10 protein-coding genes and 3 pseudogenes are annotated in these 11,684 nt (G+C 56.3%); 2 read left to right on the forward strand and 11 right to left on the reverse strand.

Annotated elements, in window-relative coordinates:
• Nucleotides 1-597: 597 nt before the first annotated feature.
• The 8 genes from HIJ39_RS12605 to HIJ39_RS12640 form a co-directional block, all read right to left on the reverse strand.
• A complete protein-coding gene (locus HIJ39_RS12605) occupies nt 598-1,293 on the reverse strand; it encodes an HAD family hydrolase (RefSeq protein ID WP_169100229.1) in 696 nt (231 codons plus the stop codon).
• A gap of 106 nt (nt 1,294-1,399) precedes the next feature.
• On the reverse strand, nt 1,400-2,485 hold the full coding sequence (locus HIJ39_RS12610; protein WP_169100231.1) for an ABC transporter ATP-binding protein: 1,086 nt from the start codon (nt 2,483-2,485) through the stop codon (nt 1,400-1,402).
• Between the two features lie 22 nt (nt 2,486-2,507).
• A complete protein-coding gene (locus tag HIJ39_RS12615; protein WP_169100233.1) occupies nt 2,508-3,638 on the reverse strand; it encodes an alkaline phosphatase family protein in 1,131 nt (376 codons plus the stop codon).
• Nucleotides 3,635-4,504, reverse strand: coding sequence for an ABC transporter permease subunit (locus tag HIJ39_RS24170; RefSeq protein WP_207711650.1), 870 nt, complete (start codon nt 4,502-4,504; stop codon nt 3,635-3,637). The genes HIJ39_RS12615 and HIJ39_RS24170 overlap by 4 nt, the downstream gene beginning before the upstream one ends.
• The gene (locus tag HIJ39_RS12625; protein WP_169100235.1) at nt 4,501-5,454 is read right to left on the reverse strand and encodes a carbohydrate ABC transporter permease; all 954 of its coding nucleotides are present in this window, start codon (nt 5,452-5,454) and stop codon (nt 4,501-4,503) included. The genes HIJ39_RS24170 and HIJ39_RS12625 overlap by 4 nt, the downstream gene beginning before the upstream one ends.
• A 74-nt stretch (nt 5,455-5,528) precedes the next feature.
• Complete coding sequence (locus HIJ39_RS12630) at nt 5,529-6,839, reverse strand: extracellular solute-binding protein (RefSeq protein WP_169100237.1); 1,311 nt, start codon at nt 6,837-6,839, stop codon at nt 5,529-5,531.
• Nucleotides 6,840-7,610: 771 nt separating this feature from the next.
• Nucleotides 7,611-8,009, reverse strand: coding sequence for a type II toxin-antitoxin system PemK/MazF family toxin (locus tag HIJ39_RS12635; protein ID WP_169100239.1), 399 nt, complete (start codon nt 8,007-8,009; stop codon nt 7,611-7,613).
• Nucleotides 7,994-8,191, reverse strand: coding sequence for a DUF2281 domain-containing protein (locus tag HIJ39_RS12640; RefSeq protein WP_169100241.1), 198 nt, complete (start codon nt 8,189-8,191; stop codon nt 7,994-7,996). Before HIJ39_RS12640 ends, HIJ39_RS12635 begins: the two co-directional genes overlap by 16 nt.
• A 199-nt stretch (nt 8,192-8,390) precedes the next feature.
• Between HIJ39_RS12640 and HIJ39_RS12645 the strand changes: the two are divergent.
• Nucleotides 8,391-8,537 (forward strand): annotated as a pseudogene (locus tag HIJ39_RS12645) (transposase); the annotation flags it as partial.
• Between the two features lie 179 nt (nt 8,538-8,716).
• On the opposite strand, the gene HIJ39_RS12650 reads toward HIJ39_RS12645, so the two are convergent.
• Together HIJ39_RS12650 and HIJ39_RS12655 are read right to left on the reverse strand one after the other, a co-directional pair.
• On the reverse strand, nt 8,717-8,986 hold the full coding sequence (locus HIJ39_RS12650) for a ribbon-helix-helix protein, CopG family (RefSeq protein WP_169100243.1): 270 nt from the start codon (nt 8,984-8,986) through the stop codon (nt 8,717-8,719).
• A 269-nt stretch (nt 8,987-9,255) separates the two neighbouring features.
• On the reverse strand, nt 9,256-9,648 hold the full coding sequence (locus HIJ39_RS12655) for a hypothetical protein (protein WP_169100245.1): 393 nt from the start codon (nt 9,646-9,648) through the stop codon (nt 9,256-9,258).
• Nucleotides 9,649-9,921: 273 nt separating this feature from the next.
• Between HIJ39_RS12655 and HIJ39_RS24175 the strand changes: the two are divergent.
• Nucleotides 9,922-10,187, forward strand: a pseudogene (locus tag HIJ39_RS24175) (transposase); the annotation flags it as partial.
• Nucleotides 10,188-10,340: 153 nt separating this feature from the next.
• On the opposite strand, the pseudogene HIJ39_RS24180 reads toward HIJ39_RS24175, so the two are convergent.
• Nucleotides 10,341-10,820: pseudogene (locus HIJ39_RS24180) on the reverse strand (IS110 family transposase); the annotation flags it as partial.
• Nucleotides 10,821-11,684: the final 864 nt, after the last annotated feature.

Below are 11,684 nucleotides of genomic sequence, written 5' to 3' on the forward strand. Positions count from 1 at the left end.
TTCGAATTCATGATTCCGACGATGTGCCCAACGCGGCATGAAGGTGCGTCAGCTCCGTTATGGGAATCGCAGGTTCCCGCCGACCCACGTGAACGCCTTGGGTCACGGTGGACCTGTCCCATTCCCACACCCAACAGCCGGTGCCATGGTGGCAAGCGTCCGCCTCGCCGCTACCATGTTACGGACGGGTTCAATCCCGCACCTCGATAAGGCGGACACAGGGAATGCTCTTCCGTCCATTCGGAGCGCGACTGCCCTGAGCGTGCCGCAAGCCCTGCTTCTTTATGAACGTAAGCGTCCGACTCTGTCACCTTACGGGTACTCGGTCAGACTCTTACAATGCACGATGTAGATAATTGCGCTCGACCAAGCGCCCGCGGAGTAGTGGCAAAGAGGCAATTCCCGCGGGTATCCGCTAACCCACCACCCATCTGTTGCCCCCCGGAATCAGATCCTCACAACTTCGGGTAAGTTCGTCCCCCGGGACGCCCTGCCCCGTCCCAGAGCCCAGCAAAGAGCCACTTCAACTTCGCCGGGGTGCCGCATCAAGTCCGAGGTCCGCCGTACGGCGTCGGGCTGTCACAAAGTGCCCCCAAATCACATCTCTGCCGGACGTTGTGGTTCTGATAACCGGGTCACCCACGAGCGAATGAACGGGATGACATCATCAAGCGCATATCCACGGGCGATGCTTGGTCCTGGGAAGTACCCGCGCGGGCTAATATGGGCTGTCGCGAAGCCCGCCTCCAGCGCGGGAGCAATGTCATTTCTGTAGTTGTCACCCACACTGAGCGTCCGTTCGGGAACCAACTGTCCATTCCAAAGCTCCCTCGCATGCTGGATGAGGCCGTTTGGTTTGTTGGCACTCGGAGTTACCTGGTCGAACAGGCAGTAGAGATCAAGACGCTGCAACAACGGAATGGCCGCCTCGGGCGGACTATTGGATACACAGGCCAGGGTGATTTTGCTGCGGAGCTCGCGAAGCAGCTGGCGCAGCGCATCCGGTACTTCAAGCTCGCATTGCTCGCCGTTCATGAATATGCGCGTCTCCACAAAGGCTTGTTGCCACAGATCGTCGTCCGCCAAATAGGGTTCAGCCAACTGCACCACCGCCTCCCAGTTGTCACCGGCCACAAGGCGTTCCCGTCCGTTCAAATGGGATTCAACCTGATCAAGGTACCGATGTTGATCTTCGGAGGCCATGTGCCGAGCAATCGTCTTGGCGTAAAAACGAAAAGGGGCGTCGCCCTGATAAAGTGTGCCGTCTAAATCAAAGAGGATGAGACCGTGCATTCCTGAATTCCTTCTTTCCCTGCCCCAATGAGCGGCAGAAGACCCGGTGTTCCGGGCAGTGTTTGAAACGGACAGCTTAAAGATTGCATCCCGATTGCGACGATCTTCAACCAAGCAAGCGCTGCGATACCGGATCGAAGAAACACAGGCGGTCTTCGCGAACACATAACGACATCGTCTCTCCTAGATCACCCTGCCAGTCGTTGGCCGCTCGCACGACGAGCGAGGTCCCCTCGACGTCACAATAGATGAGTCGTTCGTGTCCCAAGGATTCGACCATCCGCACGGATGCATTGAGAATCACCCCGGGGTCATTGCCCATCGACAAGTCTTCCGGCCGAATCCCCATTGTCACCGTGTTTGATGAAAGCTGGCGCAGCAAGTGGGCCACCCGAGATGGCAGGGAAAAGCGCTGTCGCCCCACCCGTCCCCAATGCTCATTGCCCTGGCTTTCGAGTTGGATGGTGAGTAGATTCATCGGCGGCATTCCAACGAAGGTCGCGACAAATTCGTTGGCAGGTCGATGATAAATGTTCTCCGGGGTGTCCACCTGCTGAATCACGCCGTCCCTCATGACCACGATCCGAGTCCCCATCGTCATCGCCTCGGTTTGGTCGTGCGTCACATAGACCGTAGTGGACCCGAGTCTCTCGTGCAAACGTTTCAGCTCAACCCGCGTTTGCGTCCGGAGTTGGGCGTCCAAATTCGACAACGGCTCGTCCATCAAGAAAGCCTGCGGCTCGCGAACAATGGCGCGACCGAGCGCAACGCGCTGTCGTTGCCCGCCGGACAACTCTTTGGGCCGGCGCTTCAGCAAACTTCCCAACCCCAAAATCTCCGAGGCATCTTTGACCCGTCGTTCGATGTCGGTCTTAGAAAAGCGCCGCAATTTCAGGCCAAATGCCATGTTCTCGTAAACGGTCATATGCGGGTAGAGCGCGTAGTTCTGGAAAACCATTGCAATGTCCCGATCTTTCGGCTCGAGGTGCGTGACATCCCTTCCTCCGATATGGATGCTTCCACTGGTCACGTCCTCCAGTCCGGCCACCATTCGCAACGTGGTCGTCTTTCCGCAACCCGATGGACCGAGCAACACCAGAAATTCTCGGTCCGCGATGTTCAGCGTGACATCATGCACGGCCGTTACTGCGCCGAAATCCTTTTTGACCTGGTAAAGATTTAATTCAGCCATGCCGAACCGCCTCCTTGCACGTTCAGTGCACACAGATTTCGATGAACGGGATGGTCATCTCCGCCTTGGAACGCCCACCGTGGGTCGCCACGGACGGAGGCTTCGGCTCCTCATCCCAAGCCCACATGAAGCCGTCCGTCGCTTCCAGGAACCAGTTGCCCACGCGCGAGGAGACGTCGGGGCGCATTCGAGGCCCGAACGCGCCATCCTCCACGAAAGCCTCGAAGGGTCGCATGGTGACTTTGCCTTCGAACAACGTGCGGACGGCCCGGTCGACCGAGATGGCCTGCTCAGCCGTCAGGGCCAATCCGGCAACCCGTTCGCACCCCAAGGGCTGAACCGGCAAATCCGGAACGGCGTCGCGCAACAAACGATACGGCAACACGTCGTGGACCATGTGGTGCCCGTGGTCGGCCACAATCCAAAGCCACGCCGGTTGGCCCGCACCCCGGGCATCCTGCACTACATCGCCCAACACCCGGTCCAGTTCCTTCATTTCGTCGGCCCAGTCCTGCGAATAAGGGCCGCGTCGGTGATTGGTCGAGTCCAGGTATGGCCAATAGACATAGGATAGGCCTCTTTCAGGTTGGCAGAGGGCTTGAACCATGCGTGGACGCATCGCCAAGGGCGAGACATAGGAGACGATGTTCTCGGTCATCGGATGGAGGAGCTGCGTTAACGTTCCGCGCAGGAGACGCGCTTCCATAACCGCGCGATAATGCAAATCCCCCTTTAGGGCTCGTCGATCTAACGTCTCTTCCAAAAGAGCAAAAGTGTGTTGTGAGGTGCCATCGCCCAGCGTATCGATGCACGGTGCATCGGGCAGCTGGATAAAACGTCCGATGAGTCCATGCTCCCCCGGCCAGGTTCCGGTTAAGAGACTGGCCAGCGCCACCGGAGTGATCGATGGAAAGACTGATTGAATGGGCCGGGCGGTCGCCTCACCCGTGGCCAGCAGTGCAGTTAACCGAGGCATGAGTCCCCAATCGAGTGCCTGAATCAACTGGTCGTAACCAAGCCCATCAATCGTCCATACCACGATACGGCCCACACCGTGCGGTGTTGCTGTTTTCATCGGTGTGGCCATCTTTCCCGTCAATAGGCTGAGCGCCGTCGGCATCACGTCGGGCAACGCGATCGCTCTTGCTGTCATTCTTGGAGGCCCTCTCCGCGGCTTAAGCCCCGCACGATGTATTTTTGAACGAATAGGTAGACAATCACCAACGGCATCGTCACCATAATGCCCGCGGCCGACAGTCTCCGCCATTCCACTGACTGGGTACTTAGCAGGCGCTGGATTTCGACTTCAAGCGGCTGCACATTCCGGCTGGTGGTCACGATGTAGGGCCATTGGAACGAGTTCCAAGAGCCGATTCCGATGTAAAGACCAATCGTGAACAAGACTGGCCGGGCCTGCGGTAGAGCAACTGACCACAGAAATCGAAGATGACTCGCCCCGTCGATTCGAGCTGCGTCCCAATAACTTTTAGGGAGGGAGAGAAAAACCTGGCGGAGAAGAAATACCCCAAAGACTGAACCGCCGAACGGTAGAATCTGCGCCCACAGAGTGTTTAACAGGTTCATTTCGTGCAGCACGATGTAATTTGGAATCAGAAGCGCTTCCGCGGGCACCATCATCACCAGCAAAACCACCATAAACAACGCGTTCCTGCCCTTGAACTCAAAAAATGTCAACGCGTAAGCGCCCAGCACACTCGTGGCCAGGGCGATGACAATCGTCGTGGCGGTAATGAATACCGTGTTCTTGAAGTACATCAACCATGGACCCATATGCCACATCTCCACATAGGGGCGGAAATTAAAGTCCGGCACTAAATGGGGAGGAAACGTGAAGACATGCGCCGGCGTATCCATCGACGTCACTAGAGCGATATACAAAGGAAAGAGAAACGATAACGCCACCGCCAATGCGACGACGGCCCGAAACCCGCGCAGCATGGTCCGATATGGTTTGAGCGAACCCGATGCGACGGGCTTGTTCGATGTGCTCGATGTCACTGGTAGAACACCCACTTTTTCGACAACCAATTTTGAACCAAGGTCAGTCCGAGGATGATAATCACCAGCAGAAGCGCCATGGCCGACCCATACGACAAATGGAAGTAACTGAAGGCGGTTTGGTAGATGAGGATGATAAGGGTTAGCGTCGCGTTCTGCGGTCCGCCCACCGGACTCCCGGGCGAACTCGTCAGCGCAAAGATTTGGGAAAAGGCTTGCAGCGTGCCAATCGTAGTGATGATCACCAGAAAGAACAAAGTGGGCGACAATAACGGCAACGTGACGCGGCGAAACCGCGTCCAGCCCGTGGCCCCGTCGATGGCAGCTGCTTCGAGCACTTGCTGCGGGATATTGGCTAGCGCCGACAGCACAATAATCACGTCAAACCCTAACCCGTGCCATAGGCTATAGAGCGCAATCGACGGCATCGCCATCCGAGGACTTAACAGCCATTGAGATTCGGGCAAGTGCAGCCAATGGAGCACCGCGTTGAGAATGCCATACTGAGGGTTGAACATCCACAGCCACCCGATCGAGGTGGCAATGACTGGTGTGATATACGGCAACAGAACAAATGTCCGCAACACGGCATAGAAGCGGCTTTTTTCGCTGATGAGCACCGCGATGGCGACCGCCCCGACAATGGTAGCGGGAATCATGTAAAGCGCGTAAACCAAGGTGTTCCGAAGGGCTTGCCAAAAGACCGCATAGGTTAGCGCTTCCTTGAAGTCTGCCAGGCCGCCAAAGGTCGTGTCTACCCCAAGTAAATGATAATGGAAGAATCCCAGCACCAGCGCAACTCCCGCCGGAAGGTACGTAAACACGATAAGGAACGCGAACATGGGCAACAAAAATAAAATCGCCTTGCCTAGATCCTTCGACTTCCGTGGACGCGTCGGCTGGGCGTGAACAGCAGCCGCGGTCGGTTCCGTAAGCGCGGGTTGATTCAAAGTCCCAATCCTTTCCACCAAAGAGCCGGGAAGGATGCCCTTCGCCGGCTCCTTAGCTGTTTAGTGCCAAACCTTTAGGCCTTGACTTGTCCCGTCAGGTACTTGGTGCCAATTTGGGTCATCTGTTTCACTGCCTGCGAGGGAGACAGCGTCCCTGCCAGCCCTTTGTCGAAGGGGGTTTCCATGGCCGCCTTCGCGGCCTCCCAGTACTGGTTGCGCGGCTTCACCCACCAGTAGTTCGGATCGCTGTAGCTCGCCGCTTCGGCCGGGTGAGCCTTATAGAAGGACTTCATCATGTTGTACTCAACTGGGCCTAAGGGAAGATAGTTGGTGTGCTCATCCCAATACACGTTAGTGGTGGGAGAGGACATGTACTTAATGAACGTCCATGACGCCTGCTTTTGAGCCGCAGTGCCGACATTGAACATGGCCAACGATGCTCCGTTGATGTATTGGTAGGGGTGACCAGCGCTTCCGGAGGGTGCCGGCTCTCCACCCATCACGAATTTACCGCCAACGGATCCCTTGTCGTAGGTGTATCCTGCCGATGCGTCAATTAACATCCCCACATTACCAGTGCCAAAATCCAACTGATATTGGTAACCACTAGTCTCGATCATCCAACCCTTCTTGATCCAGGTGTGGATCATGCTCATTACACTGGTGGCTGTGGGGTTCGCCAGCGCTAAATGGGTGCGGTGCGTCTTGTTCGCAAAGATTGTTCCTCCATTAGCAGCCACGATGTCAAGATATTGCCGTAAGGACGGGGTCCAAGCGATGCCATGGTATTTAGAACCGAGTGCGGTAATTTTCGCGGCGTCTTGCGCCACTTGAGTCCAAGTCTTGGGTGGTGCCGCGATTCCTGCCCGCTTGAACAAAGCCTTGTTGTAGTAGATAACCAGCGTGGATTTCTTCTCAAGCGGCATGAGGTATTGCGCACCGTTGGGTTCCTTCATGTCGTTCCATACAACCGGGTAGTAGTCGTTCTTGATTTGGGAAGCCGACAATCCGTTACGTCCTGTCACCCACGAATTGAGTTTGACCAAAGCATGCGCATGGACCAATTGCGGGACGATCCACTCACTGAGCATTCCAACGTTAGGAGCCTGGCCAGCCTCAAAGGCAGCTAACCCTTTGTGCGACGCGCCGGTCGTGCGGAAGGTTACATGGATGTTAGGATGCGTCTTGTTGAACTTATTGACTTCGGCGAGCACCGCCTGGTAAAGCGCCCCAGAACTGTGGCCTGCCCAATAGGTAATATTGACAACATGATTTTTCTGGGCGGCCGCGGAATGGACAGTTGTGGCGCCGCAACCCGCCAACACGGTCGACAGTCCGGCGGCCACCATTAGAGTGGTGGTTGTCAAACGGCGTGAGAGAGACATTAATAGGCCTCCTAAGAATATCCACGAGAGTTAAGTGAATTGAACAGCGTAATTCGACGCTGTCAAAGGCGCGTGGATGTACCAATACGAACTAGCGCTGCCTCGAACACCCCGAGTGTGTTCTCTATTACTCTCGCATCTGAATGTGATGGATGGGTTAACGCTCTATCAAGATTCAGCAAAAGATCTGTTAATTTGCGATTATGCTCTCGAGCCCTCGGCGAACTAACTGCACTCGAATCGAATAACCTGTTAAGCGGCCCAATAGATGACCCTGCAAATCAATTGCTGTCGTCACCGTTTAACCGCAACGATCCCATGCATGAGCCAGCACGGTCTTAACCCGCCGATCAGTAGCCATTAGTTAATGAATCTAGAGATTATCGTGGCGACGGATTGCCTGCTTTTGGCAGATATAAGGGTTTTTTGTCGGAAGGAACCGGTGACTGTAAACCCTTGCCACATAAGGGATGGCGGAGATACGTGGGAATCGAACCCACCGTCGACGTCGAACGCCGACCATTGGATTTGAAGACAGGCAGGCCTGTCAATATGGTCTATGGGATAGGCTGGAGTGCTTGATTGACAAGGGTTTGGTCGATTGGCGCTGTCTGTCGCGTCTCTATAAAATCCTCGGTTCCATGCGCTCTTGGTGACGGCATGGTGACGGATGGAACCGGAACAGCCTTCGTCGGATTCCGCAAAGCCAGCCAATGGATCACGTCCGTTCGTGCTCGATTGCCACCGGGTAACCCTCGCTTGAAGTCGCCATCAGGGTGTGTCGTCTCCATCATGGTCCGGGTTGGAGTGGTCGGTAGGATCCGGTGCACCCGGTTCACACGACAATGCCTCAAACAGGGCGAGGAGACGCCCATGAATCATCTGTTGAATGGCGGATTTCACATGACCAACTCGTGAGAGGACTAAAGTCTGGTTTCCGGTAAACAGTTTTTCCGGCCGTACATACGAATCATGAGGCAACGTGCCCTCCGATAGGTCACCCATTCGCAACGGTATCGACTTTGGCCAGGCACGGCTCGTAATCTGACAAAAAATATAGTCACCGTCCGCTAATGCAGCTAAGACAAAGGCTGGCCGTCGTTTCGCGCGTTCCAAATTCGTGAACGGGAACGGCACGACGACGACATCTTCCGCTACAAGCTTTTCCATGCCTCATCCTCGTCTGGGGTCAGCCACGCGGCCGCCAGTGCTGCTTCGGAGAGCATAGCCGTATCCGGAACGACATGCCGCAAGTGTAGGAATTGCACGAAATCTGCGACCTCATCCACCAAGTCGTCGGGGAGGTCCTGGAGGACCGACCACAGGACTTCGCGAGTCTTTGACGATGCCATCAACGCGCCCCCTTGGGTTTTGGGTCTATTATACCCTGTCACAGGATGCCCCGGCCGAGTCTTGTGACATTCCCATCCTCAGTCACGCGGCATATGATGCATACGATATTGAAATCAGCATGGTCTCTCCTCCTAAGAGAAGGGCATGTCGGCGGGAACTGCTGGCCGCGGTGTCATAGCCCCCCAGCGTCGGCGATCCATCCTCGACGACGGGCACGACGACGCGCTGGCGGTGTTGCAGCTCCCCGGGCCGCTGCGCCAGCGGTGGCGGACCACGAATGGCGTCGAGCGGCGCAATGCCGAGATCCGGCGCCGGAAACCGGTGATCTGCATCGTTCCGAACCGGGCACTCACCAAAAACTAGGCCATTCCCCTCACCGCCGTCCCAATGACCACCTCTTTAACATAGGCTCACTAATGACAACGGTAAACTGCTGATCTCTCGATAGGTGTTCAGCACTCGCGCTGGCGTTCCGTGCCGGTTAATCAATCCCGAGACTCAGCCATTGGAATCCATGACCGCGTTCATCGTCGTGTAGCTCTCACGTCCTGCCTCGCTTCGCGGATGTCGCGCTCAATTTCGTCGGGGTCGATAGTGGGAGACACACGGTTGCGCACCCGCTCGATGAGGGCCGTCATGTCGTTTTGCCACGTCACATCGTCCTCCAATCGACTGCGCAAGAACTGGTCCACCGCATGCCGGACGAGATCGGCCACCGGCTTATTCTCTTCGGCAGCCAGATGTTTGAGGAGTCGCAACTGGTCCTTGCCAAGATAAATGTTGGTCCGCTGCATGCCATCCCCTCCTTACCACGTGGGCCAATAGCCCCAACGACATCCAGATCCACGGTGTCATCCCCATGAATCAATAGATTCCGCATGGCCTTGACGGTACTCCACGGCATTAAGTCGGGATTCGCTGTCCGGCTTCTCCCATAATCCCGAGGGGTCGAATGAGAGCGTCTGGCTTTTCATCCTCCTCTAAAAACTAATCGTAGGAAAGGCTATGAGAACGCCGCACCATTTTGTCCGCGGCATCCACGATTTGCTGAATCGTCGCCTCGTCACTCCGTCGCGGCATACATCACCTCACGCGTCGCTAAAATCTCGGGGGCCAAGAGGGGATACAGCCGTTGCTTGTCCGCGAGATCGACGGTCCGTCCAAACACGTTTTCCAGTTCCACGACTAACTGAGCCCGGTCTAGCAGGCTCTTGATTGGTGTGCGCGGGTCATCGGCCTGTACCGCCCAACCGATCGTGGTGGATTGCATCGCAATGGACGTCATGGCGGGACGGATATCTCGTAACGTCATTGTTGGGAGCTTGGTTTTCGCTACGAGCGACTTCGGGGTGGATTTATCTATCGAGCCAGGAGCATGCCCGGTGCCTTGGCCGCACCCCGCCAAGGCGGCCGCGCCCACTAACAAGACGGCCCCACTCATCACCCACTTTTTCATCAGCACTTCATCCCTTCGTCCTTATACAACGACCGTAGGGAGAATGCAGTTACGATAGTGGGAAACCCGACAAGATGGCATCTTGTGGACAATCAGCGGTAACCCCGACGCGGGTGCGTGGATCGGGCAAAAGTTCACGATACGAATCATACGCTATCCCAGCCAATAGCTTGTCAAGCGGTGCGGGAGAATTTTTTGGGACTTGTGATACAGTGAGGAGGGTACACCAAAGACACCTTCCGCAGCATGGAAGATTGTGGTATTTTTGCTTAACTGATCCAGTCGATCCTGGGCATCGGGAGCACCTTGGCTGCGACGATCATGGCGGAAATCGGGGAGATTGCGCGGTTTGAGGACCCGCGGAAGCTGGTGGCGTTTGCCGGCGTCGACCCGCGGGTCCATGAATCGGGCCGATTTACCAAGCCAAGCGCGCGGCCGGGAAACCGCACAAGGTGGCCTTGGTGGCCTGCATCAACAAACTCTTGCACTGGATTTATGCCGTCTTGACGCGCCGGGAAGCGTTCGTCGACGTCGCCTAATCCAGGTTTAGGGCAAGCCCGCCGGATCGTGTCTGCGATCGCCGTTTCGGAATCCGCCAAGACCGTGTCGGCCGTGGGGTACGCCAACAAGGTGCGCAAGGACACCTGGGAAAACAGTGCCCCAAAGACGCCGGCGTACTCGGGAAACACGGAATCCAGCACGGCCTGAAACTGTAGCTTGGCTTGTACAAAGAGGCCGGTCACGGCCTCCCGCTGGCGCGTGAGATGCCGAAGATCCAGCAACTGCCGACCGCGCTGACGCACGGGTTCCAGCTCCTCCTTGTAAAACAAATTGCCCAGTCGGTAGGCATCGGCTGCATCGGTTTTGACTTTCCGGAGACTCGACGACTGCTTGGCTTGGTGCGGAATGAGCGGGTTCAGCATCACGTACGCGTAGCCGTGGTCTTCCAAGAATCGGACAATGGGCACATGATAATGCCCGGTAGATTCCAAAACGATGGTCGGCGGGCTTCCCGCTTGGCGAGTCAGGTCCTGCAACCGCACCTGAAACTGCGCAAAGCCGTCTGTCGTGTGGAGAATCTGAAAATGCGGGCCGTACGGCCGCCCCTTGTCCAGAAATGCTTGGCCTTCCGTGGCCCCTTTGGCCACGTCCAGACCGACAACAGGAGTCACAATGATAGCTCCCCTTCCAAAAGATCATGTACCGGTGTCCCCCTACCCAGACTTGCCGTGCCATAGCTTCGCGTGTGATACGGGATCGCGTCCCAACCAGCCTCAAACATGCGTCGACAAGGCAGGGGGTGGACAGATTAGCGCACGGGTTCGCAAACCACCGGCCCGGACGTCCACCCGGCTACCCTAATACACCCTCTAAAAAAGCAGAAGGTCAACCAGTTTCCAGGCGACCTGATAATACGATCCGGCCCGTTAATAGATTATTGGCCCCGCAAATCAATGGGCTATGTTGACCGTGTAACCGAACGATCCCAGGAATGAGCCCACACGGTCTTAGCCGGCCGACCAATATCCATTGGATACCCAATCCAGAGATTCTCGTGGTGACGGCTCGTGGTGACGAGGGAGGATAGAAACGGGGGCGCTTTGGAGATTCCCCGAAGCGACCCCTACACATTTCCAAGTGGTTGACTGCGCGCAATCCGCGAGGATTCTCAAACAATCCAACTGTCGGCTACCGGGGCCTCTCAGTCGCGGCTTCGAACACCGCCGCCAATCGTCCCAAACATGTTTGCACGCAGTTCCCAGGGGGTGACTCACACACACCAAAGAGACAAGACAGACATCCGGACCCGAGGCAACGCCCTCGCATCCGGTCTTGGAGCCCCGCCGTAATAAGCCCCATTGGGATTCGTTACCGGGAATTTTTACACTTTTTTCCGAACATACGGGCGCCTGTTTGCGGATTTTTTACGGGTACCTGCGATACCATCGCACTGTATCCAAAGTCCCGCGGTTAAATGTCAAGATCCATTTTTCTCACGGGACAGCCGGGAAAAGCCAGGCTGAACTAAACCGTCC

Source organism: Sulfobacillus harzensis (assembly GCF_012933365.1).
In the GTDB taxonomy this organism is placed as follows: domain Bacteria; phylum Bacillota; class Sulfobacillia; order Sulfobacillales; family Sulfobacillaceae; genus Sulfobacillus_B; species Sulfobacillus_B harzensis.

Excerpts from the sequence above, each read along its gene's own strand:
- HIJ39_RS12650 (WP_169100243.1), bottom strand. The coding sequence starts at position 8,986 with ATGCAGCGGACCAACATTTATCTTGGCAAGGACCAGTTGCGACTCCTC.
- HIJ39_RS12615 (WP_169100233.1), bottom strand. The coding sequence starts at position 3,638 with ATGACAGCAAGAGCGATCGCGTTGCCCGACGTGATGCCGACGGCGCTC.
- HIJ39_RS12630 (WP_169100237.1), bottom strand. The coding sequence starts at position 6,839 with ATGTCTCTCTCACGCCGTTTGACAACCACCACTCTAATGGTGGCCGCC.
- HIJ39_RS12610 (WP_169100231.1), bottom strand. The coding sequence starts at position 2,485 with ATGGCTGAATTAAATCTTTACCAGGTCAAAAAGGATTTCGGCGCAGTA.
- HIJ39_RS12605 (WP_169100229.1), bottom strand. The coding sequence starts at position 1,293 with ATGCACGGTCTCATCCTCTTTGATTTAGACGGCACACTTTATCAGGGC.
- HIJ39_RS12635 (WP_169100239.1), bottom strand. The coding sequence starts at position 8,009 with ATGGAAAAGCTTGTAGCGGAAGATGTCGTCGTCGTGCCGTTCCCGTTC.
- HIJ39_RS12655 (WP_169100245.1), bottom strand. The coding sequence starts at position 9,648 with ATGAAAAAGTGGGTGATGAGTGGGGCCGTCTTGTTAGTGGGCGCGGCC.
- HIJ39_RS12640 (WP_169100241.1), bottom strand. The coding sequence starts at position 8,191 with ATGGCATCGTCAAAGACTCGCGAAGTCCTGTGGTCGGTCCTCCAGGAC.